The sequence below is a fragment of the Ralstonia sp. Ralssp110 genome (assembly GCF_047325135.1).
GTDB classification, from domain to species: Bacteria; Pseudomonadota; Gammaproteobacteria; order Burkholderiales; family Burkholderiaceae; genus Ralstonia; species Ralstonia mojiangensis.
Genome location: NZ_CP168610.1, coordinates 3,615,093 through 3,640,584 on the forward strand (window position 1 = coordinate 3,615,093; position 25,492 = coordinate 3,640,584).

Sequence of the window (25,492 nt, forward strand, 5' to 3'; positions counted from 1 at the left end):
CATGCCTTCTCTTCGTTCCGCATGGGTTGGTGCGCCAGCCTTGGAATCTCCGCGCCAGTCGGTGCCGATGCTGACCGTGGCCGCGGCGCTGGCGATCATCGTGGCGGCCGGCGGTTGGCTGTCGCACGCACGCCAGGCACCCGCCGTGGATGCCACGCAGCTGGAATCGTGGCGCGCGATGGTTGTGCAGGCGATGGAGCCCGAGGCGCTGCAGCAACTGCGTCAGCGCGCACGCAGCGGTTTGGTGCCGGCGCAATCCGCGTTGGGCGAAGCCTTGCTCAGTGCGCACGACGGTACCTTGCGAAACGAAGGGATGCGCTGGCTCGAAACCGCTGCATCGAGCGATGCGCGTGCGCAGTTGTCGCTGGGAAAGGCGCTGCTGCTCGGCACCGGCGGGGTGGAGCGCGACTATCCGCGCGCGCTGCGTCTGCTGCGTCAATCCGCTGACAAGGGCGACGCGGCGGCCGCGTATTACCTGGGCGTGATGTATCGCAGCGGCTACGGCACGGCCATCGACACCGCACAGGCTGCTCACTGGTTCGATCGCGCTGCCCGGCACGAGATTCCGGCTGCGATGTTCATGCTGGCCAACGCGTACCGTGAAGGCGATGGTGTGCCGCTCGATGAGGCCCGCGCGCTGGCGTTGTACCAGGACGCCGCCGAGCACGAATTGCCGGAGGCCGTGCAAGCCTTGGCGATGGCGTATCAGAACGGCGAGCTGGGTCTCAAGCGCGACGATGCGGCGTATCACCAGCAGTGGATCGAAACGGCGCATGCGTTGAAGCACCCGGCGCTGGCACCTTGAACGTCTGACGGCCGGTCCGCTCCGGCCGTCCTCACGCACGCGCCGCACTCACACCTGGGGCGCCGCGCTGGCCGCATCACTCCAGAAAAAAAGTAAGAGCCGTCCTATTCGTTCGGCGGTGTGCCGCTGAAACAATTGCGTGGCCTATGCAACGTAGGCCACGGACAGCGCTCCGGACAGGAATCGACCTCCCCGCATCCACACCATTCAATGCCAGAACGGCGGCGTGGAATTGTCTTTGCAGGAAGTTGATGTGCCTTGCCGGCACGCGGGTCTGCTCCGTGCACTTCTTTCAGCGGAGAACTAGATGCGCGCAGTCTTCACGAGGGTAGCCGTCGGTGCGATGTTGGCGAGTGCGAAATGCGCATTCGCCTACCAGTGTCAGACCTACACAAGCCTCACCACCATCCAGCCTCCAAACCTGGTCGTCCAGCGCGATTTACCCGTTGGCTCGGAAATCGGTACCGCCATCTCTACCGAACTCGTGCCGGCTTATCGATGCGTGAACACCAGCCCCACTCTCAGTTGGCAAGACTTCGGGATTAAGGGTTATGGCACATATGCCGGAACCTTCAATGGCCGGCGCGTCTACAGCACGAATGTTGCGGGCATCGGCTACGCGGTGGCCGGCCAATATCCGAACTGCGCGACAAAAATCTATTGGGTCACGGGAAGGGACACCGAGAACCCGAACAACGAGCTGATGTGCTCTATCAACGGGATGTGGTCGGTCCAGCCGATGTATGCCAAGGCCTTCGTCACCTTCTACAAGACGGCCGAGGTGACGGGAACCGGCCAGGTGGTATCGCTCAACGTGGGCTCGTTCATTCTCAAAAGCAACAAGATCAGCTGGCACAGTCCCGAAGCACGCATCAACATTGGCTCGTTCGCGGTTAATACGGTGTCTTGCACGCTTGGTAACAAGTCGATCGTGGTCGATATGGGAACCGTGAATGCGCGCGCATTCAACGGCCCCGGCACGTGGCCCACCGACAAGAACACGCGGGCCTTCAGTATTCCGGTGCTGTGCCAAAAAGGAGTTGCTATCAACTTCCAGATTGATGGCAACGCAAAAGACCCCTCGCGCGGTCTGTTGAACCTCTCCGCAGACACCTCCGCTGCAAAAGGCGTGGCCTTGCAGTTGCTCTACGACGATCAACCGCTCCCGCTAAGCTCTCGCGTCAAGTGGCAGACCACCACCGCCGATGGCAACTACGCCATTCCGCTGAAGGCGCGTTACCTGCAGACCGATGCGAGCGTGACCCCTGGCGTGGCGAACGCGAATGCCACGTTCAAGTTGACCTACCAATAATCGCGCATAGAATCAGCCCTCCAGCACTCTCCTGGCCGTTATAACGCTCGCAGGCGTGGTTTGTCGGCGGCCAGGCCAAGCCTGATGCCTTGGGAATATAGGAGCGTTCCGATTCTGCATCCCTGCGTGCACATGGAACAATCGCTTGGCCTATGCAACGTAGGCCACGGACAGTGCTCCGACCAGTTCACCGACCTCCTTGCATCCACACCGCGTCATGCCAGATCGGCAGCATGAGCCTCTTTTTCTTTGCAGGAAGTCGATGTACCTTGCCGGCACGCGGGTCTGCTCCGTGCATTTTTTTCAGCGGAGAACTAGATGCGCGCAGTTTTGATGAGGGTGGCCATCGGCCTGATATTCGCCAGCGTGAAAGGCGCATTCGCCTACCAGTGTCAGGTCGTTACAAGCCTCACCACCATCCAGCCTCCAAATCTGGTCGTCCAGCGCGATTTACCCGTTGGCTCGGAGATCGGTACCGCCATCTCTACCGAACTCGTGCCGGCTTATCGATGCGTGAATACCAGTCCTTCCCTCACGTGGCAAGACTTCGGGATTAAGGGTTATGGCACATACGCCGGAACCTTCAATGGCCGGCGCGTCTACAGCACGAATGTTGCGGGCATCGGCTACGCGGTGGCCGCCCAATATCCGAACTGCGCGACAAAAATCTATTGGGTCACGGGAACGGACACCGAGAACCCGAACAACGAGCTGATGTGCTCTATCAACGGGATGTGGTCGGTCCAGCCGATGTATGCCAAGGCCTTCGTCACCTTCTACAAGACGGCCGAGGTGACAGGAACCGGCCAGGTGGTGTCGCTCAACGTGGCTTCGTTCATTCTGAAGAACAACAAGACTACGTGGTTCTCGCCCGAATCACGCATCAACATCGGGACGTTCGCGGTCAACACGGTATCGTGCACACTCGGCAGCAAAGCGATCTCGGTCGATATGGGAACCGTGAATGCGCGCGCATTCAACGGCCCCGGCACGTGGCCCACCGACAAGAACACGCGGGCCTTCAGTATTCCGGTGCTGTGCCAAAAAGGAGTTGCTATCAACTTCCAGATTGATGGCAGCGCAAAAGACCCCTCGCGCGGTCTCTTGAACCTCTCCGCAGACACGTCCGCTGCAAAGGGCGTGGCCTTGCAGTTGCTCTACAACGATCAACCGCTCCCGCTAAGCTCTCGCGTCAAGTGGCAGACCACCACCGCCGATGGCAACTACGCCATCCCGCTGAAGGCGCGTTACTTGCAGACCGATGCGAGCGTGACCCCTGGCGTGGCAAACGCCGCCGCTACATTCACGGTGACCTACCAATAGACGCAAGGGGCAAGCACAAACGCACCTCGCATGCTCAGTACAACCTGCGGGTCTGCGCGTGCAATCGCACCAGACCCAGCAGGGCATCGATATACGGTGTCGGCACGCCCACGTGCTGACCGATCTCCCGCACCGACGCCACCAGCGCGTCGATCTCCAGCGGTCCACGCCCGGCCTCGGCGTCCTGCAGCATCGATGTCTTGAACGCGCCGAGCTGGCGCGTCACCGCGCTGCGTTCTTCACCGCTCTGCGCGATCGGGCAGCCGATGCGCGCGCCGATGGCCTTCGCTTCTTCCATGATGGCCAGGCAGAACGCACTGACCTGCGGATCATCGAGGATGCGGTCGCACGTTGCACCCGTCAGCACCGACACCGGGTTCATGGTCATGTTGCCCCACAGCTTGAACCAGATGTCGCGCTGGATGGCTTCACTGCGCTCGATCTGCAGACCGGCGCGTTCAAGGAGCGCTCCAACGGCATCCAGGCGAGGCGATGTGCCGCCAGCCGGTTCGCCGAGAATCAATCGCTTGCCGAAACCATGGCGCACGTGCCCTGGCGCAGACGTCGAACACGTCAGATGCACCACGCAGCCGAGCACGTTGCGAGTCGGAATGGCCTCGGCAATCTGGCCGTGCGGGTCAACCGACTGCAGGCGCAGTCCTTGCAGCGGGCCCGGCCGATCAAAGAACCACCAGGGCACGCCATTCATTGCCACCACCACGCAGGTCTGAGGGCCGATGAGCGGGGCGATGCTTTGCGCCACGCTTTCCATGGCGGGGGCTTTCACGGCGACGATCACGACATCCTGCACACCCAGCGCATGCGCGTCGTTGCTTGCGTTCACCTGGGCTACATGCGTTGCATCCTCTTCGCTCAGGCGCAGGCCTTCTGCGCGCAACGCCTGAAGCGTGGCCCCACGTGCCAGCACGTTGACCGGTTGATCTGCCAGTGCGAGCTTCGCGCCAAGATAGCCGCCGACCGCGCCGGCGCCCACGATGCAGATGCGTGTCATATCGTCGAAAAGAGAATCAGGAACGGTAGGAAGAGTCGATGCGGTCGATGGTGCGCGTGAGCGCCGCGAACACGTCCTCACCCGCACCGAAATTGGGATTGAACTGCAGCGAATCGCGCGTGCAGTTGCGCGCCACTGCATCGGGAATTTCCAGCACCGGGCCCATCGACGTCGATGCCAGCTGGATCTCGCATGCGCGGTTCAGCAGCCACAGCACCGCAAACGCCCGCGCAATCGAATCACCCCACGCCAGCAGCCCGTGGTTGCGCAGGATGACGGCCGGCTTGTCGCCGATGTTCTTCACCAGGCGCGGTCCTTCGTCGGCATGCACGGTAATGCCCTCGAAGTCGTGATACGCGACCTTGCCGTGCAGTTGCGCCGCGTAGAAATTGCTGATCGACAAGCCATCGCGCGCACACGCCACCGCCATGCCGGCGGTCGTGTGCGTGTGCATCACGCAGTGCGCCCCCGGGATGCCCGCATGAATGGCAGCATGCACGGTGAAGCCAGCCGGATTGACCGGCCAGTCCGGCTGACCCGTCGCACGCTGCACATTGCCCTGCAGGTCGATCTTCACGAGGTTCGACGCGCAAACCTCGGCATAGGTCAGGCCAAACGGATTGATCAGAAAGTACGGACCTTCATCGTCATCCGCACCGTCTTCCGGCTGCAGGCGCAGCGTGATGTGGTTGTAGATGAGTTCGGTCCAGCCCAGCTGCGCAAAGATGCGATAGCACGCCGCCAGCTTCACGCGCGCGGCCCATTCGCGTGGGCCGCACCAAACCGGGCGATGGGCCTGGATGTTCGAACCGGGATCGAGCGAAAGCGAAAGCACCGTCATGACCTGTCTCCTGATCGCAGGGGCCATGCGCCGGTCGGGTTGCCGGCGCTAAATTTATTCACATGTTAATGAATTCGCGCCGAACGTCAAACTTGGTTACATCCGCTGTCTGCTAGGGCAACTGGTTGCGCAGGATCACCAGCCACTGCATGACCGAATTGGTGTACGGATCGAGTTGATTGGCGTCGTTCAACTCGGTGATGCTCATCGATGCGGATTGCTGCACGTTACCGCCAATTGATTTCACCTCATGGCGCACCGGGTCCACCTCGACGACGAGATCGCAGTGCATGGGCGTTCTGCCGGCCTGGATCTCTGCCGGATCCGTCATAAAGCGATCGGCGCCGCGTGCGGTACAGATGAGGTCGCCCGGGCGCGGCACGGCCGGCGTGCGTTCGAGCACGAAGGCGGGGTGCTTGAGCAGATGATCGCGCGCGTCGGTCACGTATTCCGCATGCGTGGCGCCCGTCAGGAATTGATCGTTCTGCAAGCCGGCCTTGCGCATGATCCATGAGATGAACACCGCAGACCACGCCCAGCCGCCGGTGGTCAGCTGCTGGCAGGTTGGTGTCTTGCCGACGATGCCCCAGTAGCGCTTGGCCAGCATGCAACCGCGTCCGGTAGCTTCACCGCCCGTGCCGTCCGGATAGCGCAGGCAGGGCGCTGGGGGCGGTACTGCAGGCGTAGCAACCGACTTGGGCAACGGCATGTCGGTGCCGCTTTCTTCATCGGACGGGGCGGGTGTCGGGTCGTCGGGTGTCAGCCAGCGGCCCTGCGGTTGGTCGGGAAACCCACCGCCTGCCACGCAATACGTATCGTCACGCCCCACACGCACAACCTGGCGCCCCCACCGATCCCATTCGGCCAGGGCAATCTCGATCATCTTTTCACGCGGGGTCGCCCCTGGGCGCGTTTGCACGACTTCGTTGTCGGGCAGCGGTTCAGCTTGCGGGCGCGCAGGCGGCGTGGCGCAACCGGCAAACCAGAGGACCGGTGCGATCAGGATGATCGGCAGGGCAATGCGCAGAGCGAGCGAATTGCGCAGGAAAGGGCGGGACATGGAAGAGGGAGAAGGGATGGCCTGACGGGGAGACAGGCCTTCCGACGTGGTACGCCGATGCTGCGGTCGATTCACGCATGCAATGGCATGCCACGTCGTTGGCGCTAACCAGACGGGCTGGTCACGCCGAGGGTTGTCATTGCCTTAGGCGTTGACAGCGTCCTTGAACTTCTGGCCGGCCTTGAACTTGACCGTCTTGGCCGCTTCGACCTTGATTTCTTCGCCGGTGCGCGGGTTGCGGGCCATACGCTCGGCACGCTCGCCTTGGCTGAAGGTACCAAAGCCGATGAGGCTGACCGCATCGCCCTTGCCAACGGATTCCATGATGGCTTGCAGCGTCACGTTCAGTGCCTGCTCGGCCTTGGCCTTGGTCAGACCGTCTACGCCGCTGGCGATGGCGTCGATCAGTTCGGTTTTCGTCATTGCTTGACTCCCTTCAAGAGTAGATAAAACACACAACAGAGCCTCCGGGGGATGGCTCCAAGGGCGACATGATACCGGCATGCGAACAGCGTCGGCACGTGAGCTTTGTAACGGCGCGTGGTATGTGGGTTCCGCAAAACCGCACCGGCTCTACGGTGCGAGGCGATCCAATCACATCAATGCTAACGCTCGATGTTCTGATTTGCGGTTGGCTGTCTGCTCGCTGATAGGTTCGACGCAAGTCGATCAGTTGGTTTACCTTTTTTCTTATGTATACAGATAGTAGTAGTAGATAACGGTGGATAGTTTCTGTGGATAAGTGGAAAAAGCGCTTTATGTTCAAACACTTGTGGCAAGCAAAACAGGGGGTACCGCGTGTGTCCTCAGGTGGATAGCTTGCTGTTTTTTCCGACCACCGGCCTGGCAACCCCGTCACTTGTGCCCACACCGTCGACAGGGCAGTCACAGACAGCCAACAGCCTTTGCCGGTAGTTATCCACAGCTGCGGGCCAGGTTATCCACATTGACCGGGCGGCATGGGGTTGCGGCACGTGTCGAGATGCCATGCTTTTGGTGTAGGCTCACGGCTTCGTTGATCGACGTTCTTGTTTCGCTTTACTGCGCCATTTCTCCATGACACGCACGTCCCCTGATGCCACGCCGGCTCTGGCTGAGTCCTCGCCCACGCCGGAAGCTCCGGCCAAACTGCGCCGCCGCGATCGCATCGAGGTGCGCGAATCGGGCGTGCACGGACGCGGCGTGTATGCCGTGGTCGCCATCGCACGCGGCAAGAAGATCATCGAATACAAGGGCGAGCACATCACGTGGAAGGAGGCACTGCGCCGCCATCCGCATGACCCGACCGACCCGAACCACACGTTCTACTTCAGCCTGGAAGATGGCAGCGTGATTGACGCCAAGTACGGCGGCAACCGCGCGCGCTGGATCAACCACGCCTGCAAGCCGAACTGCGAGGCGCGAGAGAGAGATGGCCGCGTGTTCATTCACGCGCTGCGCGACATCGAACCTGGCGAAGAACTGTTCTACGACTACGGCCTCGTCATCGAAGGCCGCCAGACCAAGGCTCTGAAGGAACAGTTTGCGTGCCGCTGCGGCGCGAAGAAGTGCCGCGGCACCATGCTGGCGCCGCCCGAGAAGCGTAAGAAGAAGTAAGCAGAAGGTCCGTCGTTCAGACGGAATCGCTTGCCAGCGGCAGGCGCAACACGAAGCGCATCACGCGGCTGCCATCGCGCGCAGTCGCATCGTCAATGGCGACGGTGCCGCCGTGCAAACGCACGATGTCGTGCACGATGGCCAGGCCCAGGCCGCTGCCCTGCGGCTGTCCGGGGCGGTGGTCCGCATCTCCGCGGAAGAAGCGCTGGAACACTTCACCGCGCCGCTCGGGCGGAATGCCGGGGCCATTGTCTTCCACGCTCACCACACCCCACCACTGGGATGCCGCGTCGGCCTCCATGCCGGCACGCAAGGTCACGCGTCCGCCGGCCGGCACGTATTTGATGGCGTTGTCGAGCAGGTTGCTGATGGCCTCGCGCAGCAGCACCACGTTGGCCAGCACCGGCGCCTGCAACGAACCCGGCGATGCTGCTTCCTGCGGCCAGGCCTCGAAGCCGAGATCCAGCCCACGTGCCAGCGCGCGCGGTACCCACTCGGCGCCGGTGTCGAACGCCAGCGCGACGAGATCGACCTGCATCGGTGGGCCCAATTGATCGAGCGTCATGCCTGGCTCGGCACGCGCCAGCGTCAACAACTGGTTGGACAGACGCACGGCGCGGTTGGCACCCGATTGCAGCTCCAGCAGTGCAGGGCGGGCCTCGTCCAATGTCTTGGCATCGACAGCGCGATCGGCGTGCAGCTTCAACGCGGTGAGCGGCGTGCGCAGTTGATGTGCAGCGTCTGCGATGAAGGTGCGCTGCGCTTCAAGCGCGTCGCGCAGCCGGGCAAGCAGCGCGTTCATCGCGTTGATGAGCGGTTGCAGTTCGGCGGGCACGCGCTCTGCTGATTCCGCCGGCAGCGGCGTCACCGATCGTGCGCTCTGCTTGTTAAGCGTGTCGGCCAGCGTCTGCAACGGCTGCAGCTCTTCCTTGAGCACGAGCGAGAGAATCAGGCCGCCGATTGCCAGCAGCACGATCAACGGAATCGACACCGATAGCAGCACTTCCTTGGCCGCCGTATCGCGGTGGTCCAGCAGCTCCGCCACTTCCACGACGATGCCGTCTTCCGCCTTCATGGTGTCGGGCGGATTGGATGGGTTGAATGCCGGTGCCGTCTGCGCCTGCGTGGGTGCGAGCGCGGGGCGTGTAACGTCATCTTCAGGTTCAGGCGGCACCGGCTGGCGCGGCGAGCGCGGCTTGGGCACCTCTGCACTCACGCCCGGAACGAGCAGATGCACGGCGCGCACCTGTTTGCCGTCGATCCAGCTATAGAAAACGCGTGCATCGCCAATGCGGACCTGGCCCGAGCCGTAGCCCAGCGGCGTGTCGCGTCCGACGAGCGTTCCCGTGGGGCCGGAAATGCGCCAGTAGATGCGGTCTTCGCCGCTGTTCTGTACGAGCGTCTGCGCGGTGAGGGCGATGTCGTAGAGCTTGGCCGCCGGCACGTGCGGACCAGCGATGCGCAACTGTTCGGCCAGCGTGTTGGCCACGCCCACCAATGCGCGATCGAACACCTGAGCGGTGTAGTGCGCCGCCAGCCAATACGACAGCGCGCCGGTACCCACGATCAAACCAAACAGCGGTGTCGCCAGCGCACGCAGCAGATGCAGGCGCAGGCTGATGGCGCCGTTGCCAGCACCCTTGGCCGGAGCTGATGAAGCCGACGACGAGGTAGGACGGTGGCGCTTGAACATGGGCCGGACTACGCCGGGGCGCGTGCCTGCAAGAGGTAACCGAAGCCGCGCACCGTGACGATCTCCGCCTCGGAATGCTCGATCTTGCGGCGTACGCGGTGCACGTAGACTTCGATGGCCGTATCGCCCACCACATCGTGACTGGCCTCGCCGATGGCGTGCCCGAAGCTGGCAAGGTGGTCCTGCAACTGCACCTTACTAACCACCCGGCCCTGGCGCAGCATCAGCAACTCAAGCACGGCAAATTCGCGCGGCGACAGTTCCAGCGGTGCGGCGTCGACAAAGATGCGCCGTTCCACGCCGCTCATGCGAAGTCGTCCGACAAGGACGTCAGGGCGTGCGGCGGGTTCGGTCGAATCGTTGCGACGGCGCAGCAATGCGCCCACGCGGGCCACCAGTTCGAGCATCTCGAACGGCTTGAGCAAGTAATCGTCCGCACCGGCGTTCAGGCCGTTCACTTTGTCGAGCAGGCCGTCGCGTGCCGTCAGGATCAGCACGGGCGTCACGCGATCGCGCGCCCGAAACTGAGATAGCAGCGTCATGCCGTCGATACCGGGTAGCCCAAGATCGAGGATCACCAGATCGTGGGTCTGCCGAGTGAGCTGTTCAGTGGCGAAGACACCGTCGTGCACGACGTGCACGCGATGCCCGGCTTGCGTGAGCCCGGCATGGATGCCGCTGGCGATGGCACGGTCGTCTTCAATCAGCAGGATGCGCATTGACTCGATCCAGAGTGCGGGGCGGAAAAGGCAAAAGGGGCGATCGGCGTGATTTGGCAGCGCTACAATGCGCGGATGACCGATGCCCTGCTCACCATTACCGATCTGGAGGCCGCCATTAATTTCTGGCGCGCCCGTTCACCCGCCGAAGGCGAGGAACTGCGGCTGTGTGCCGAGGCGTCGGCGCTGGCCAAGCCGTATGCGCTGATGATTGTACAAGGCGCCACCCGCATCGCCCCTGAGCAATTGGGCGACAAGGCGCGGGCGGCATATGAGGCGTGGCGCGCAGCCTCACAGGGCTGAGCGCTAGCATTGCGTCGTTACTTTGCGGCGGTGGCGCTGGTGCCTTTCGCGGCTTGCTCGATAAAGCGCGCGAGATCTGCATCACGGTGCGTGAGCCCGTTCGCGTCATGTGTGGACAAGGTGATGTCCACGCGATTCCACACGTTGAACCACTCCGGATGGTGATTCATCTGCTCGGCCTTGATCGCCACGCGCGTCATGAAACCGAACGCAGCGTTGAAGTCGGCAAAGGTGAAGGTCTTCTGGATGGCGTCGCGCTCACTCTGTAGCGTCCAGCCGGGCAGTTCGGCAAAAAGGGCCTTGCGTTGGTCTTCGTTCAGGGTCGGCATCATGATGGGGTGCAAAGTTCGGTCTTGAATGCGCGCAGTATAGTCAGCGCTCGACTATCTGCCGTCAGATGTCCGCAGTGTCCGCCCAACCTTCGCGGTTGCCCACGTTCAATACCAGATCCCCATCCACCACATCACCCGCGCCAATGGTCGGCAGCGCGGCGAGTTCTTCATACAGCGGCGTGAAGTCGGGGCGCGTGGCGTCGAACAACTGCTCGAAGCTGTCGATAGTGAAGTAGGTCTTCTGGAACGTGTCGATCCGGTAGCGCGTGCGCATGATGCGGCGCACGTCAAAGCCGATGCGGTTCGGGCTGGCCGAATCCAGCGCGTACACCGATTCACTCTTGCTCGACACGATGCCCGCACCGTAGATGCGCAGGCCCGCCGGCGTACGGATCAGACCGAACTCCACCGTGTACCAGTACAGGCGCGCGAGCATGTCGAGCTGACCCAGGCGTGCGGCTTTCAGGCCACCCTTGCCGTAGGCTTCCATGTAGTCGGCAAAGATCGGATTAATCAAGAGCGGCACGTGGCCGAAGATGTCGTGGAAGCAATCCGGCTCTTGCAGGTAGTCGAGCTGATCGGGGCGGCGCATCCACCAGCTGGCGGGAAAACGGCGGTTAGCCAGGTGATCGAAGAACACTTCGTCGGGCACCAGGCCCGGCACGGCAACGATCTGCCAGCCGGTGGCGCGCATCAGCGTTTCATTGAGCTGGTCGAATGACGGCACGGCATCGCGGCTCATGCCCAGCGTCGACAGGCCTTGCAGGAATTCATCGCACACACGGCCCGGCAGCAGCGCTTCCTGACGGTCGTACAGCGTGCGCCACGTTGCATGATCGGCGGCGGTGTAGCGGCGCACCGGCTGCTGCATGGTGAAGTCGGCGCGTAGCGTCTGGCCATCGAGGCCTTCTGCGAATTGCTCGCGCAGCTTGTCGGTCAGGGTGCCGTTGAAGCCGGCCGGGGCGGCGTTTTGAGCTGCGTCGGGGGCGGTGGTTGCGATGTCCATTTGTAATGTCGATCTTGTGCAATCAAAGTGCGGCCAGTGTATGGGCGCGCCCACGCGGGTTGGCCGCAAAACCGCCACCCATTGCACATTGTTTGCGGAAATCATGCAGAATGTAGCCTATCAACGCGGGAGATGTGCATGATTTCACTCGATACCTTCGATCTGGCCCTGCTGGAGGCCCTTCAGCGCGATGGGCGTGCGACGCATCAGCAGCTCTCGGAGCAGGTTCACCTGTCGGCCAGCCAGGTCGGGCGGCGTTTGGCGCGGCTTGAATCGGAAGGCGTGATCGAGGGCTACCGGGTGGTGCTTTCGCCGACGGGGCTGGGCTTGGGCGTGACGGTGTTTGCCAGCGTCAAGCTTGCACACCACGGCGACGCCATCGTCGAACGCTTTCATGAAGAGATCAGCCTGCTCGACGCAGTGCAGGAATGTTATTCCGTGGCCGGCGACGCCGATTACATGCTGCGTGTGGTGGTGCCCGATCTGCCCGCGCTGTCGGAATTCGTCATGCGCAAGTTGATGCGTGTGCCGGGTGTGGATAACGTGCGTTCCAATATCGTTCTAACGGCCTTGAAGCGGGATGGCGCGTTGCCGCTATCCCACCTTGGTGGGTAGATTCGCGCCTTGCGCCAGGGTGCGCGGCGTGTCACGCTGCAAGCCGACATCACTTTGCTGATATGAAACGCCTGTCTGGGCGGGAGACCACAATGGTTGAGGGACACACCACGCATCCGGTGCACGCGCCGGCGCATCTGTCAGGCGGCTACGGCATGCCGGCACGGGTTCGCGCGTGGTGGGTGGCCGCTGCGGTGGCAGGCGTCACCTACGGTGGCATGCTGACCATGGTGGCCGTCGAGGTACCGCCCGGCACCCCGCTCGTGGGCCGCATCGTTGCACAGCCGCTGTGGAAAATGCTGATGGCGTTGCTGCTGGCGCGCGCCGCCTCGCTGCACGAGATTCCGCGCGAGCGGCGCTGGCTGATCGGCGCGATGGTGTTCTCCGCACTCGGCGATCTATGGCTAGCGTTGCCGTGGCTGGCGTTCTCTTTCATGGCAGGGCTGGGCTGTTTCCTGCTAGCGCACGTGTGCTACCTGCGGGTGCTGGTGGGGCTGCGCGGGGCGTCGTCGGCCATCCGCATGATTGGCGTCGGCTTGATGATCGGCGTGGCCCTCGGCATGTTGCTGTGGTACTGGCCGGGTCTGCGCGAGTTAAAAGGGCCCGTGATCGTCTACATGGTGGTGCTCTCGGCGATGGTGTGCGCGGCATTGCTGGCGCGCCTGCCTGGGCCGCTGACGGCTTGGGGCGCACTCGCCTTTGCGGCTTCCGATGCCATGATTGGCATCAGCGTGTTCGTCTTCCCGTTTACTGATCACGAGTTGGCGATCTGGTGGAGCTACGCCGCCGCCCAACTCCTTATCAGCGCCGGCTTGCTTACGCGCCGCACGCCCCCCGCGCGCCGCGCCGCGGCATAAGGTCCGTCCGACGTTTCCTCCTCTGCGGGAGCCCGATGCTGCAGACCCTCGACGCTGCCACCACGGCGGCCCGCTTGCCCTATGCCGCGCTGGCCGATGCCATCGCTCAGGTATTGCGCGATGCGCGCGCGGGCCGTGCCCAGGCGCCCGCGCGGCTTGTGATGCCGGTGGCTGATGGTGGCAGTTTGCTGCTGATGCCGGCGTCCAATGCCGACATCGCCGTCACCAAGATGATCACCGTGCACCCGCACAACCCTGCGCAGGGCTTGCCGGCCATTCACGGCGAGGTGGTGGTGATGGACGCCCGAACCGGCGAACGCCAACTCATGCTGGATGGCCCCACCGTCACCGCACACCGCACAGCGGCTGTGTCGTTGCTGGCAGCGCGCTTGCTGGCGCCTGAGCCGGCCGGGGATTTGCTGCTGGTCGGTGCCGGTGCCCAGGCACGCGCGCATCTGGAAGCCTTCCGCTTCGGGTTGGGCACACGACGCGTCACGATCATCGCGCGCACGGCTGCCAGCGCGGATGGGCTGGCGGGGTACGCTCGCGCGCTCGGCATGGACGCCACCGCGCTGGCGGGTGGCGATGCGGCTGGTGTGGCAGATGCCGCCCGTGCGGTGCTCCCACAGACGCCGCTGGTCATCACCGCCACGCCGTCATCGCAACCGGTACTTCCGGATCTGGGCGATCCGAGCCACCCTGCTGGCTATGCGTGGGGCGCGCATCACTTCATCGCGGCCGTTGGCGCGTTCCGGCCCGACATGGCCGAGCTGCCGCCGCGCTTGTGCGTGCATGCCGCTGCGGTCGATCGTCTGTACGCCGACACCCTGGTTGACCTGGAGGCCGAAGCCGGCGACCTGCTGCAGGCCGGCGTGCCGTGGTCGCGTGTGCGGCCGTTACAACAGTGCGTCGATACACCGCCGGACACGCTCACGCAGCCCGCGCCAGCGTCGCCAGTGGTCTTCAAAAGCGTCGGCAATGCCCTCTGGGACTTGGCCGCCTGCGTGCTTGCGCTATCCAAGTCCAAGCCTGTTTAAAAACCGAGCCTGTGCCGAAGACGCCCGCTGCAGGCCGATTTAGCGCACAGCTTGTAACAGGAAACCTCTAGAAAAAGGGTTCTAGCCACGGCAATCACACGGGATAATGGCCATCCCTTCCGCCTGGGAGGAGACTGAGAACGCACCGCAAACGTAACAACTGCGTTTTGCCTCGGATGCGTCTGACACAGGAGCACATACAGAGATGGCCTATAAAAAAGCACTGGCGGCCGCCGCCGGGATGATCCTCGCCACCGCCGCGCACGCTCAAGCTGCCGGCAGCAACGTTGTCAGCCTCGGCTGGTTCCGCGTGATGCCGAACAGCTCCAGCGATCCGCTGTTCATCAACAGCGTTGGCGGGGCACCCATCAATCAATCGGTGCCGAATACCGGTGCGAAGATCAAGGAAGCCGATACCGTCGGTCTCGCCTTTACGCACTTCTTCACCGACAACATTGCCGTGGAACTGGTCGGCGGCATTCCGCCGCGCCACAAGATTGAAGGCACGGGCTCGTTCTCCGGCTATGGCGAAATCGGTTCCGCCAAGCAATGGAGTCCGGCCGTGCTGGCCAAGTGGTACTTCTTCAGCGCGGACAGCAAGTTCCGTCCGTATGTCGGCGCCGGCCTGAACTACACCTGGTTCTCCGACGAGAAGATCACCAACAGCGCATTCCAGAACCAAGTCCTGGGCCGCGGCACGCCGGGCAGCACGAGCAGTGTGACGACCGACAGCTCGCTGAACCCGGTGCTGAACGTGGGCGCAACCTACGCCATCACCAAGGATTGGTTCGTTGGCTTGTCGGTGTCCTACTTGCCGCTGAAGACCACGGCCAAGATCGACACCACGCTGATCAACGGCGTGCACATCCAGAGCGAAGCGAAGATCAAGATCAACCCGGTCGTGACCTTCCTGAACGTCGGCTACCGTTTCTAAGCGGTTTCCGCGCAAACAAAAAAGGCGTGCCACAACGGCACGCCTTTTTTGTTATCCGCGCAGATTTAGGCGAAGGCTTTGACCGGGTAGCCGGCTTGCTCAATGGCGGCCTTGACCGCATCGGTGCTGGCGCCGCTGGTGACAGCAACGGTCTGCTTGTCCAGATTCACCTGCACATCGGCACCGCCGTCGACCTGCTGCACCGCACGCGTGACGGCCGACACGCAATGGCCGCAGCTCATGCCACTCACGGAAAAGGTCGTGGAAGACGTCGTCATGGTTTGCTCCTGAAAAGAGGGAAGAGAGAATCACGGGAGCAGTATGAACCTTCCTATCGTTGGAAGCGCAAGCGTAAAATGCGGGCTTGACCTTGCCAAGATGGGAAGGTCTAGGCTGATGCCATCTTCCTTAGAACGGACGCTTCCATGACCGCCGCCAGCCTTGCCGACGTGACCTCCACCGATCTCGATATCAGCGGGATGACGTGTGCCGCCTGTGCAGGTCGCGTCGAACGTGCCTTGCGCGCCGTGCCTGGCGTGACCGACGCCAGCGTGAATCTCGCAACCGAGCGCGCTCGCGTGCAGGGGGGCGCCGCCAGCGATGCACTGATCGCCGCTGTGACGGGCGCCGGTTATGAGGCGCGCGTCGCTTCCGAGGAAACCGCCGCTCCCTCTGCTGTGCAACCCGATTTCTGGGAAGGTGCCGGCCCCGTGTGGATTGCCGCCGCACTCTCCGTGCCGCTCGTATTGCCGATGATCGCGGGGTGGTTCGGCAGTGACTGGATGTTGCCCGCCTGGGCGCAATGGCTCTTGGCGACGCCGGTGCAGTTCGTGATTGGCGCGCGCTTCTACAAGGCGGGCTGGAAGGCGGTGCGTGCGGGTGCCGGCAATATGGATCTGCTGGTCGCGCTCGGCACATCCGCGGCGTATGGGCTGTCGCTGTGGCTGTGGTGGCGCGCGGGAGCGGACGGGATGCACCGTGAGCCGCACTTGTACTTCGAAAGCGCCGCCGTGGTCATTACGCTCGTGCGGCTTGGCAAGTGGCTTGAAGTGCGTGCCAAGCGCCAGACCGCGCAGGCCATCCGTGCCCTGCAGGCGCTGCGCCCCGATACCGCTCGCGTGCGCGGCGCCGAAGGCACGCTGCGCGATATCCCCGTCGCGCAGGTGCGCGTGGGCGATGTGGTGTCTGTGCGTGCCGGTGAACGCATCCCCGTGGATGCCGTGGTGCTGGAAGGCGCGAGCCATGTCGATGAATCCATGCTGACCGGCGAAAGCCTGCCCGTGCCCAAGCGCGAAGGCGACCGCGTGACCGCCGGTGCCATCGCCACGGATGGCGTGCTGCTTGTGCGCACCACGGCCATCGGCGCAGACACCATGCTCTCGCGCATCATCCGCCTCGTGGAAGACGCCCAGGCCGCCAAGCCGCCGATCCAACAACTGGTCGACCGCGTAAGCGCCATCTTCGTGCCGGCGGTGCTGGTCGCAGCGCTGCTCACGCTGGCCGGTTGGACGATCGCCGGTGCAGGGTGGGAGACGGCCATCGTCAACGCCGTGGCCGTGCTGGTGATCGCCTGCCCGTGTGCGCTGGGTCTTGCCACGCCGTCCGCCATCATGGCCGGCACGGGTGCGGGCGCGCGGCGCGGCATTCTGATTGCCGATGCGCAGGCGCTGGAGCGCGCACAGCAGGTGGATTTCGTCGTCTTCGACAAGACGGGCACGCTCACCGTCGGCCAGCCGCGTGTGATGGCAGTGGAAGCGGCATCCGGCATTGACGCCGACACGTTGCTCGACCAACTTGCCGCGCTGCAGGCTGAGAACACGCACCCGCTTGCGCAGGCCACGCGTGAATATGTGAAAGAGCAGGGCCGTGCAATCACGCCCGCACAATCGCCGGAAGTGTTGGCCGGACGCGGCACGCGCGGGATCGTGAATGGCGCATCGCTGCAACTCGGCAATGCGCGGTGGATGGATGAACTGGGGCTGGATCGCAGTGCATTGCAAGCGCGTGCCGATGCGCTGGAAGCACAAGGCAATACTGTCTCGTGGCTTGCGCAGCGTGATGAGGGCAGCGTGCAGCTGCGTGGCCTGATTGCATTTGGCGACGCCCTTAAGCCCGGTGCCCGGGATGCCGTGGCCGCCCTGCAGGCGCGTGGCGTGCGCACCGCGCTCGTGACGGGCGACAACGCAGGCGCCGCACGCAGCGTGGCCCAGGCACTGGGGATCGACGAAGTGGCCGCGCAAGTGCTGCCGCAAGACAAGGCCGCACGCGTGACGGCGTGGCAGCAGAGCGGCCATGTGGTGGCGATGGTGGGCGATGGCATCAACGATGCGCCGGCGCTGGCTGCGGCCGATGTCGGCATCGCCATGGCCACGGGCACGGATGTGGCAATGCAGGCCGCCGGCATCACCCTCATGCGTGGTGAGCCGCGTCTGGTGAGCGACGCGCTGGACCTGTCGCGCCGCACCGTCGCCAAGATTCGGCAGAACCTGTTCTGGGCCTTCGTCTATAACGTGGTGGGCATTCCGCTTGCGGCATTCGGCTTGCTGAACCCCACCTTTGCCGGGGCGGCAATGGCGTTCTCCAGCGTGAGCGTGGTCACCAATGCACTGATGCTGCGCCGCTGGCGCGCCACCGGAGACAACGCATGACGCGTACCGATCTCATCGACAAAGGCCCCGTCAACATTGGCGAGGCCGCGAAGGCCAGCGGCGTGTCGGCCAAGATGATCCGCTACTACGAAAGCATTGGCCTGCTGCCGCCCAGCCCGCGCACCGAAGGCAACTACCGCATGTACGACGCCCGGGCGGTGCATGTGCTGCGCTTTATCCACAGGTCGCGCTCGCTGGGCTTCTCGCTCGAAGAGATTCGCACGCTGCTTTCATTGTGGAACGACCGCGAACGCGCCAGCGCCGATGTGAAGGCCGTCACCCTGCGCCACGTGGCGGATCTCGATGCGCGCATCAGCGAGCTGGAAAGCATGCGCGACACGCTCATGACGCTAGCCAATGCGTGCCACGGTGATAACCGCCCCGATTGCCCGATCCTCCAGAGCGTAGCCGGCGAAGGTGGCGAAGGCGGTGACACCGACGCCTGCTGTCACTGACGCGGTGCTCTACTGATGCAGATTGCGGCAGGCGGCGTCTATGCCACAATCTGGCAACCCAAGGAGGAGACGCCGATGACGCAAGCCCCCGCTCAGGTCACCGCCCATCCAGCGCTGGAAAGCCGCCAGCGCATGAAGGACGGCACTGAACTGCTGGTCCGCACCTGGTTGCCCGCGCCCGATACCGGCGAGCCGCGCGGCACCGTCATCCTCGTTCACGGCATGGCCGAACACAGCGGCCGCTATCTACATGTGGCCAAGGTGCTCACCGACCTGGGCCTGCGCGTACGGGCCTTCGACCTACGCGGCCACGGCAAGAGCGGCGGCCCACGCATGGCGCTCGACGCGCAAGACAATTACCTCACCGATCTCGCAGAAATCATCGACGCGGCAGTCGCTCAATGGCACGAGATGCCGTTCGTGCTCGGCCACAGCATGGGCGGATTGATCGTCGCGCGCTTCACCACCGCGCGTATCCGCCCGGTGCGTGGCGTGCTGCTGTCATCGCCCGCGCTGCGCGTGAAATTGCCGCCCGGGGCGGGCATCGTGCGGGGGATTCTCTCCGCCATCGCGCCGCGGTTGCCGGTACCCAATCCCGTTGATCCGGCCAAGCTTTCGCACGATCCGAGCATCGCCGCCGCCTATCGCGCAGACCCGCTGGTGCAGGGCACAATCAGCGCATCATTGCTGGAGTTCATGCTCAATGCGATCACGCAGGCGCAGCAGGATGCGCCGCGCCTGGAAGCGCCGATGCTGCTGATGGCGGGTGGCGCGGATTCGATTGTCGATCCTTCCGGCAGCCGGGATTTCTATGCGAATGCGCCCGAGGATCTGCGGACCTTGGCGTGGTTCGATAAGGGCTATCACGAGATCTTCAACGAAGCAGAGCCGCTGCGTAGTGAGGTGTTTGGGAAGATGACGGAGTGGCTCCATAGCCGGATTTGATCTTTTTGAAACCCCATCCGTCTTTCATGTGCGGACGGTGTGGTTTCGTTAGCCCAAGCGACGCACGTTTGAAACGGAGCACGTAAGCGCAACTGCTCTTAGTCGCATGGCTTGTCTCCCGAATACGACTCGACGATTTGCCCCGCTAGATTGTCTTGGGCTCTCGCTTGAGCATGCAGCCGGTCACGGGTATTGAGGTACATCGCGTGAACGTCCTTGGTGGCATCCAGCCATGGGGGGCCGAACTCGCTGCGAGCGCAGGCGAAAGAGCGCCATAGTTCCTGTGCAGCGAGCTGAGCCCGTTCTGGGGTCGTGGCTGTCAGCATGAAGTTCTGCTGGGCTTTTGCGTACTGCATCATCGCTGCCCGTTGTGCCGAATTCGGATACGTTTTCTCGATGTAATGCTCGATGTCGTCGCGTATGCCGTTTTTATTGGCGTCGATGCCGGCGATGGAAGCGTCGAAATCCCTCGATTTCACGCCGGGACGGCCAGCTTGATTTTCGACCGTGCCAACCTGTGGGTTCAGTACGGAACTCTTGTTGGCTTGAAGGGCGCTGGATGTTGTTGCGCCGGTTACCTGGTTCTGACCATCGCCCTCGCTTCGGGATGAGAAAGACCACCAAGCAGCGGCAACTGAGCACACGGCAACCGCGGCCACGATTTTTGCCTTCACGTCTCCCTCCTTTTGCGGGGCGTTTGGCTCATTACTCGCGCTAGACTTTTATTTGAATGCGTTTCTGGAACGTAGGAAAACGGGCAAGCGGGTGCAAGTCGGGCGTGCGAAATTTCGCTGAGCATTACCTTATATCCGGGATGGCAAGGCTGCCGCATCCAGCTGCCGTGGGCCTCACCGTGACGTTGTCCCGCAGGCGCAGTGCTGCGTCCGCCAAGATCTCGCGACTACGAGGAAAAGTGCAGGGACATCGGAGACGTATTCCAGCGAAGGCTGCTTAAGCGCCCCGCATCGCCTTTGGTGACCAGCCTCAACGCTGTACCGAGACGGTGGGAGGCGAATCCGTGCACAATGGCTTTTCGCCGGTGGGATGGAGCCGCAGCCTCAGCAAACCAACAAGGTGGCCGTCCCTGCAAGATGGCGTTTTTCTTTGCTTACGTTTTTTGGCAAAGATATAGAAAGTGAGTTAGCTCGGCAGGACATGAAACGAGGGTTGCACCACAACAATAAAAACCAATAACACCAAGGAAAAGAAGCACGGAGACATGGAAACCTACGACTACATCATCATCGGTGCAGGCTCCGCAGGCTGCGTCCTCGCCAACCGGCTGACTCGTGACCCCGACGTCTCCGTGCTGCTGCTGGAAGCGGGTGGCAAGGACGATTACCACTGGATCCACATCCCCGTCGGCTATCTGTATTGCATCGGCAACCCACGCACCGATTGGCTGTATCGCACGCGCGAAGAGCCCGGGCTGAACGGTCGCTCGCTCGGCTATCCGCGCGGCCGCGTGCTGGGGGGCTGCTCGTCGATCAACGGCATGATCTACATGCGGGGCCAGCGCGAAGACTACGACGGCTGGGCTGCCACCACCGGTGATGATTCATGGAAGTGGGATGCGGTGCTGCCGCTGTTCAAGGCCAGTGAAAACCATCACGGCGGCGCGAACGCGTGGCACGGTGCAAACGGCGAATGGCGCGTCGAGCCGCAACGCCTGCACTGGCAGGTGCTCGAGACCTTCATCGAAGCGGCTGTGCAGGCGGGCATCCCGCGCACGAGCGACTTCAACCGCGGCGACAACTTCGGCGTCGGCTACTTCGAGGTCAATCAGAAGCGCGGCATCCGCTGGAATACGGCCAAGGGTTTTCTGCGCCCGGCATCGCAGCGGCCGAACCTGACCATCGTGACGGGCGCGCAGGTGCGGGCGCTGACGTTTGACGGCAAGCGCTGCACCGGCGTGACGTATCGCGGCGCAGGGCAGGACTACACCGTGGCCGCGCGCGAAGAGGTGATCCTGTCGGCGGGCGCGATCAACTCGCCGCAATTGCTGGAGCTGGCCGGCATTGGCCAGCCGGAGCGTCTGCAGGCGCTCGGCATTCCGGTGCGCCAGGCGTTGCCGGGTGTGGGAGAAAACCTGCAGGACCACCTGCAGTTGCGCAGTGTGGTGAAGGTGAACGGAGTGCCCACGCTCAACACGCGTGCCTCCAACTGGTGGGGCAAGGCGCTCATCGGCATGCAATACGCGTTCAACCAGAGCGGGCCGATGAGCATGGCGCCGTCACAGCTGGGCGTGTTTGCGCGCTCGAATCCGCACGTGTCGCGGCCCGATGTGGAGTACCACGTGCAGCCGCTTTCGCTCGACAAGTTTGGCGATCCGCTGCACGCGTTCAATGCGTTTACCGCGAGCGTGTGCAACCTGCGGCCGACCTCGCGCGGCACGGTGCATGTCACGTCTGCCGACCCGTTTGCTGCGCCGACCATCGCGCCGAACTACTTGTCCACAGAGGAAGACCGCAAGGTTGCGGCCGATTCGCTGCGCCTCACGCGCCGCATCGTTGCACAGCCGGCCTTGGCGCAATACAAGCCCGAGGAGTACCTGCCTGGCGCGGCGTTCCAAACCGACGAGGAACTTGCCCGCGCCGCCGGCGAGATCGGCACGACCATCTTCCACCCGGTCGGCACATGCCGCATGGGGCGCGCCGATGATGCAAACGCGGTGGTCGACGCCCAACTGCGCGTGCGCGGCATCGAGGGGCTGCGGGTGGTCGACGCGTCCGTCATGCCGACGATTACCTCGGGCAATACCAACTCGCCGACGATCATGATTGCGGAGAAGGCGAGCGAGATGATCCGTGCCGCGCGCAAGGCCCGTGCCCGCGGCGAGGCCGTGCCAGCCTGACGCCGGTTCCGATACCGATGACACGGGCGTGACACTCCGCCCGTGTCATATGAATACGCAATCCGCATTGCCCCGATAGGTAACTCTACGTAACTCCCTCCTGTGAGGCGGAAAGCCAATACCGGTGCGGGTTTCCGGGGCGTAAGCGGGGTGTAATCGTCTCGGTAAAAACCCCGATGTTTTGCAACGCAACAGCCGTTGACAATCATCCGCACCATAAAAAGGGCGGGAGACAAGAGGGAATCATGGCGCAGGACATCATTCTCGAAACGCGCGGACTGACCAAGGGCTTCAAGGGCTTTACCGCCGTGTCCGACGTCAACCTGCGCGTGCAGCGTGGGTCCATCCATGCGCTCATCGGCCCGAACGGCGCCGGCAAGACGACCTGTTTCAACCTGCTGACCAAATTCCTGGTGCCCACGCGCGGCACGATTCTGTTCAACGGCGTCGATATCACCTCGGAAAAGCCGGCGCAGATCGCACGCCGTGGCGTCATCCGTTCGTTTCAGATCTCCGCCGTGTTTCCGCATCTGACGGTGATGGAAAACGTTCGCGTGGGGCTGCAGCGGCAGCTCGGTACGGCGTATGCGTTCTGGCGCAGCGAGCAATCGCTCAACACGCTGAATGCGCGCGCCATGGAGCTGCTCGAACAGGTAGGCCTGACGGAGTTTGCGCACACCGTGACGGTGGAGTTGCCCTACGGCCGCAAGCGCGCGCTGGAGATTGCGACCACGCTGGCGATGGAGCCTGAGCTGATGCTGCTCGACGAGCCCACGCAGGGCATGGGCCACGAAGACGTGGACCGCGTGACGGAGCTGATCAAGCGCGTCGCGCAGGGCCGCACGATCCTGATGGTCGAACACAACATGAACGTGGTCTCGTCCATCGCCGACAAGATCACGGTGCTGCAGCGCGGCCAGATCCTGGCCGAAGGCCCGTACGAAGACGTCTCGAAGAACCCGCAGGTGATGGAAGCCTATATGGGCACCGCCGATGCGGCGCTGGAAGGCCATTGAGCCCACTGATCGACGCCAATCGATCACGCGACGCGGCTGCATGCCGCGTATCAAACGTAAGCGAACGCTAGACCCGAACACACGAGAACACTGCATGAGCACGCCCGCGCTCCAGATCAAGGACCTGCACGCCTGGTACGGCGAATCGCACATCCTGCATGGTGTCGACCTGACCGTGAACCGCGGCGAGGTCGTCACGCTGCTCGGCCGCAACGGTGCGGGCCGCACCACCACGCTGCGCGCCATCATGGGCCTGGTGGGCACGCGCAAAGGCTCCATCGTCGTGCACGACGCAAGCGGCCAGGGCGTGGAAACGATCGACCTGCCGACGCACAAGATCGCCCACTGCGGCATCGGCTACTGCCCCGAAGAGCGCGGCATCTTCTCGAGCCTGTCGTGCGAAGAGAACCTGATGCTGCCGCCGGTGTTGAAGGGGCAGGTAGCCAAGACCGGCAATGCCGGCATGAGCATCGAAGAAATCTACGAGATGTTCCCGAACCTGGCCGAGCGCCGTCAGAGCCAGGGCACGCGCCTGTCGGGCGGGGAGCAGCAGATGCTGGCGGTCGGGCGCATCCTGCGCACGGGCGCGAACCTGCTGCTGCTCGACGAGATTTCCGAGGGCCTTGCGCCGGTGATCGTGCAGGCGCTGGCCCGCATGATCCTGATGCTCAAGAAGCGCGGCTACACGGTGGTGATGGTGGAGCAGAACTTCCGCTTTGCCGCGCCGCTGGCAGATCGCTTTTATGTGATGGAACACGGCCGCATCGTCGAGCGTTTCGAGGCGGCGCAACTGCAGGACAAGATGCCGGTGCTGCACGAACTGCTCGGCGTTTAAGGCGTTTTCCCGATCGACTTGCAAGACCCATGCGCCAGCGTGATCCGCGGCGCGCACGACACAGGAGACAAGACCATGACACTCAAGAAGCTGGCTGGTGCATTGATGGCGGTAGGGCTGGGCGCGGCGGCTTTCGGCGCGCATGCGCAGGTGAGCGGCGACAAGGTGAAGATCGGCTACATCACTGATCTCTCGGGTCTGTATGCCGACATCGACGGGCAGGGCGGTGTCGAGGCGGTCAAGATGGCGATCGAGGATGCGGGCGGCAAGGTGCTCGGCAAGCCGATCGAACTGGTGACGGCCGATCACCAGAACAAAGCCGACATTGCCGCTTCAAAGGCGCGTGAATGGATGGACCAGCAAGGCCTGGACATGCTGCTGGGCGGCACGAACTCCGCCACGGGCCTGGCGATGAACAAGGTGGCTTCCGAGAAGAAGCGCGTGTTCATCGACATCGGTGCCGGCACGGCGCGCCTGACCAACGAAGAGTGCACGCCGTACACGATCCACTATGCCTACGACACCGTGGCGCTGGCGAAGGGCACGGGCAGTGCGGTGGTCAAGCAGGGCGGCAAGTCGTGGTTCTTCCTGACCGCCGACTACGCCTTCGGCCATTCGCTGGAGAACGACACGACGGCCGTGGTCAAGGCCAACGGTGGCACGGTGGTGGGTTCAGTCAAGCACCCGCTGTCGGCGTCGGACTTCTCGTCGTACCTGCTGCAGGCGCAGTCGTCCAAGGCGCAGATCCTGGGCCTGGCCAACGCCGGTGGCGACACGATCAATTCGATCAAGGCGGCCAAGGAATTCGGCATCACCAAGTCGATGAAGATCGCCGGCCTGCTGATGTTCATCAACGACGTGCACAGCCTGGGCCTGCAGACAGCCGAGGGCCTGCTGATGACCGACAGCTGGTATTGGGACATGAACGACGCCACGCGCAAGTTCGCCAACCGCTACTTCATGAAGATGAAGAAGATGCCGAGCAGCTTGCAGGCGGCGGATTACTCGGCGGTGTCGAACTACATCAAGGCCGTGGCGGCTGCCGGCACGGATGATCCGGACAAGGTCATCGCGCAGCTCAAGAAGACCAAGATCGACGACTTCTACACGAAGGGCTACATCCGCCAGGACGGCCGTGGCATCCACGACATGTACCTGCTGCAGGTGAAGACGCCGGCCGAATCGAAGAAGCCGTGGGATTACCTGAAGGTCGTGGCGACCATCCCGGGCGAACAGGCGTTCACCACGCCGGCCGAGTCGAAGTGCTCGCTGATGAAGAAGTAAAAGCGTAGGC

26 protein-coding genes are annotated in these 25,492 nt (G+C 63.3%); 16 read left to right on the forward strand and 10 right to left on the reverse strand.

Features of this window, described 5'->3' with window-relative positions; all coding sequences use genetic code 11:
- Nucleotide 1: 1 nt before the first annotated feature.
- From ACEN9T_RS25870 to ACEN9T_RS25880, 3 genes are all read left to right on the forward strand, one after another.
- Nucleotides 2-805, forward strand: a complete 804-nt coding sequence (locus ACEN9T_RS25870) for a tetratricopeptide repeat protein (RefSeq protein WP_413707499.1) — start codon at nt 2-4, stop codon at nt 803-805.
- Nucleotides 806-1,112: 307 nt separating this feature from the next.
- Nucleotides 1,113-2,117, forward strand: coding sequence for a fimbrial protein (locus ACEN9T_RS25875; protein ID WP_413707500.1), 1,005 nt, complete (start codon nt 1,113-1,115; stop codon nt 2,115-2,117).
- Nucleotides 2,118-2,456: 339 nt separating this feature from the next.
- Nucleotides 2,457-3,440 (forward strand): fimbrial protein, encoded by a 984-nt coding sequence (locus ACEN9T_RS25880; RefSeq protein ID WP_413707501.1) that lies wholly within the window; start codon nt 2,457-2,459, stop codon nt 3,438-3,440.
- 34 nt (nt 3,441-3,474) lie between these two features.
- On the opposite strand, the gene ACEN9T_RS25885 is transcribed toward ACEN9T_RS25880, so the two are convergent.
- The 4 genes from ACEN9T_RS25885 to ACEN9T_RS25900 form a co-directional block, all read right to left on the reverse strand.
- Nucleotides 3,475-4,452: a 2-dehydropantoate 2-reductase gene (locus ACEN9T_RS25885; protein WP_413707502.1), complete on the reverse strand. Its 978-nt coding sequence runs from the start codon at nt 4,450-4,452 to the stop codon at nt 3,475-3,477.
- A 16-nt stretch (nt 4,453-4,468) separates the two neighbouring features.
- A complete protein-coding gene (locus ACEN9T_RS25890) occupies nt 4,469-5,293 on the reverse strand; it encodes a class II aldolase/adducin family protein (RefSeq protein ID WP_413707503.1) in 825 nt (274 codons plus the stop codon).
- A 112-nt stretch (nt 5,294-5,405) separates the two neighbouring features.
- Complete coding sequence (locus ACEN9T_RS25895; protein WP_413707504.1) at nt 5,406-6,353, reverse strand: DUF2272 domain-containing protein; 948 nt, start codon at nt 6,351-6,353, stop codon at nt 5,406-5,408.
- A gap of 144 nt (nt 6,354-6,497) precedes the next feature.
- Nucleotides 6,498-6,776: an HU family DNA-binding protein gene (locus tag ACEN9T_RS25900; protein WP_004628548.1), complete on the reverse strand. Its 279-nt coding sequence runs from the start codon at nt 6,774-6,776 to the stop codon at nt 6,498-6,500.
- 633 nt (nt 6,777-7,409) lie between these two features.
- On the opposite strand from ACEN9T_RS25900, the gene ACEN9T_RS25905 reads away from it, so the two are divergent.
- Nucleotides 7,410-7,949, forward strand: coding sequence for an SET domain-containing protein (locus ACEN9T_RS25905; protein WP_413707505.1), 540 nt, complete (start codon nt 7,410-7,412; stop codon nt 7,947-7,949).
- Nucleotides 7,950-7,965: 16 nt separating this feature from the next.
- Here the strand turns inward: ACEN9T_RS25905 and ACEN9T_RS25910 are convergent, their stop codons facing one another.
- Both ACEN9T_RS25910 and ACEN9T_RS25915 read right to left on the reverse strand, forming a co-directional pair.
- Nucleotides 7,966-9,642, reverse strand: coding sequence for a sensor histidine kinase (locus tag ACEN9T_RS25910; protein WP_413707506.1), 1,677 nt, complete (start codon nt 9,640-9,642; stop codon nt 7,966-7,968).
- Nucleotides 9,643-9,650: 8 nt separating this feature from the next.
- Entirely contained in the window at nt 9,651-10,361 is a 711-nt protein-coding gene (locus ACEN9T_RS25915) for a response regulator transcription factor (protein ID WP_413707507.1), read from the reverse strand.
- 75 nt (nt 10,362-10,436) lie between these two features.
- On the opposite strand from ACEN9T_RS25915, the gene ACEN9T_RS25920 reads away from it, so the two are divergent.
- Nucleotides 10,437-10,664 (forward strand): DUF3717 domain-containing protein, encoded by a 228-nt coding sequence (locus ACEN9T_RS25920; RefSeq protein WP_045205351.1) that lies wholly within the window; start codon nt 10,437-10,439, stop codon nt 10,662-10,664.
- A 17-nt stretch (nt 10,665-10,681) separates the two neighbouring features.
- On the opposite strand, the gene ACEN9T_RS25925 is transcribed toward ACEN9T_RS25920, so the two are convergent.
- Nucleotides 10,682-10,996 (reverse strand): 4a-hydroxytetrahydrobiopterin dehydratase, encoded by a 315-nt coding sequence (locus tag ACEN9T_RS25925; RefSeq protein WP_092976167.1) that lies wholly within the window; start codon nt 10,994-10,996, stop codon nt 10,682-10,684.
- Between the two features lie 61 nt (nt 10,997-11,057).
- Nucleotides 11,058-12,002: a phenylalanine 4-monooxygenase gene (gene phhA, locus ACEN9T_RS25930; protein ID WP_413707508.1), complete on the reverse strand. Its 945-nt coding sequence runs from the start codon at nt 12,000-12,002 to the stop codon at nt 11,058-11,060.
- A 138-nt stretch (nt 12,003-12,140) separates the two neighbouring features.
- Here phhA and ACEN9T_RS25935 point away from each other — a divergent pair, with 138 nt between their 5' ends.
- The 4 genes from ACEN9T_RS25935 to ACEN9T_RS25950 all read left to right on the forward strand — a co-directional run bounded on the left by ACEN9T_RS25935 (nt 12,141) and on the right by ACEN9T_RS25950 (nt 15,445).
- Entirely contained in the window at nt 12,141-12,617 is a 477-nt protein-coding gene (locus ACEN9T_RS25935) for an Lrp/AsnC family transcriptional regulator (protein WP_092976173.1), read from the forward strand.
- A gap of 92 nt (nt 12,618-12,709) precedes the next feature.
- A complete protein-coding gene (locus tag ACEN9T_RS25940; RefSeq protein ID WP_092976176.1) occupies nt 12,710-13,474 on the forward strand; it encodes a lysoplasmalogenase in 765 nt (254 codons plus the stop codon).
- A 35-nt stretch (nt 13,475-13,509) separates the two neighbouring features.
- Nucleotides 13,510-14,511 (forward strand): delta(1)-pyrroline-2-carboxylate reductase family protein, encoded by a 1,002-nt coding sequence (locus tag ACEN9T_RS25945; protein ID WP_413707509.1) that lies wholly within the window; start codon nt 13,510-13,512, stop codon nt 14,509-14,511.
- A gap of 205 nt (nt 14,512-14,716) precedes the next feature.
- On the forward strand, nt 14,717-15,445 hold the full coding sequence (locus ACEN9T_RS25950) for an OmpW/AlkL family protein (protein ID WP_260780526.1): 729 nt from the start codon (nt 14,717-14,719) through the stop codon (nt 15,443-15,445).
- A 65-nt stretch (nt 15,446-15,510) separates the two neighbouring features.
- Here the strand turns inward: ACEN9T_RS25950 and ACEN9T_RS25955 are convergent, their stop codons facing one another.
- Nucleotides 15,511-15,723, reverse strand: coding sequence for a heavy-metal-associated domain-containing protein (locus tag ACEN9T_RS25955; RefSeq protein WP_413707510.1), 213 nt, complete (start codon nt 15,721-15,723; stop codon nt 15,511-15,513).
- 147 nt (nt 15,724-15,870) lie between these two features.
- Between ACEN9T_RS25955 and ACEN9T_RS25960 the strand changes: the two genes are divergently transcribed.
- From ACEN9T_RS25960 to ACEN9T_RS25970, 3 genes are all read left to right on the forward strand, one after another.
- On the forward strand, nt 15,871-18,093 hold the full coding sequence (locus tag ACEN9T_RS25960; protein ID WP_413707511.1) for a heavy metal translocating P-type ATPase: 2,223 nt from the start codon (nt 15,871-15,873) through the stop codon (nt 18,091-18,093).
- Entirely contained in the window at nt 18,090-18,548 is a 459-nt protein-coding gene (gene cueR, locus ACEN9T_RS25965) for a Cu(I)-responsive transcriptional regulator (RefSeq protein ID WP_413707512.1), read from the forward strand. The genes ACEN9T_RS25960 and cueR overlap by 4 nt, the downstream gene beginning before the upstream one ends.
- Nucleotides 18,549-18,623: 75 nt before the next feature.
- Complete coding sequence (locus tag ACEN9T_RS25970; RefSeq protein ID WP_413707513.1) at nt 18,624-19,493, forward strand: alpha/beta hydrolase; 870 nt, start codon at nt 18,624-18,626, stop codon at nt 19,491-19,493.
- Nucleotides 19,494-19,591: 98 nt separating this feature from the next.
- On the opposite strand, the gene ACEN9T_RS25975 is transcribed toward ACEN9T_RS25970, so the two are convergent.
- Nucleotides 19,592-20,167 carry a hypothetical protein gene (locus tag ACEN9T_RS25975; RefSeq protein WP_413707514.1) on the reverse strand — a complete coding sequence of 192 codons (576 nt, stop codon included), beginning with the start codon at nt 20,165-20,167 and terminating at the stop codon, nt 19,592-19,594.
- Between the two features lie 545 nt (nt 20,168-20,712).
- Between ACEN9T_RS25975 and ACEN9T_RS25980 the strand changes: the two genes are divergently transcribed.
- From ACEN9T_RS25980 to ACEN9T_RS25995, 4 genes are all read left to right on the forward strand, one after another.
- Nucleotides 20,713-22,347: a GMC family oxidoreductase gene (locus ACEN9T_RS25980; protein ID WP_413707515.1), complete on the forward strand. Its 1,635-nt coding sequence runs from the start codon at nt 20,713-20,715 to the stop codon at nt 22,345-22,347.
- A 245-nt stretch (nt 22,348-22,592) separates the two neighbouring features.
- Nucleotides 22,593-23,363, forward strand: coding sequence for an ABC transporter ATP-binding protein (locus tag ACEN9T_RS25985; RefSeq protein ID WP_009239534.1), 771 nt, complete (start codon nt 22,593-22,595; stop codon nt 23,361-23,363).
- Nucleotides 23,364-23,457: 94 nt separating this feature from the next.
- Nucleotides 23,458-24,198, forward strand: coding sequence for an ABC transporter ATP-binding protein (locus ACEN9T_RS25990; RefSeq protein WP_027678827.1), 741 nt, complete (start codon nt 23,458-23,460; stop codon nt 24,196-24,198).
- A 75-nt stretch (nt 24,199-24,273) separates the two neighbouring features.
- Nucleotides 24,274-25,482 (forward strand): ABC transporter substrate-binding protein, encoded by a 1,209-nt coding sequence (locus ACEN9T_RS25995; RefSeq protein WP_092976206.1) that lies wholly within the window; start codon nt 24,274-24,276, stop codon nt 25,480-25,482.
- Nucleotides 25,483-25,492: the final 10 nt, after the last annotated feature.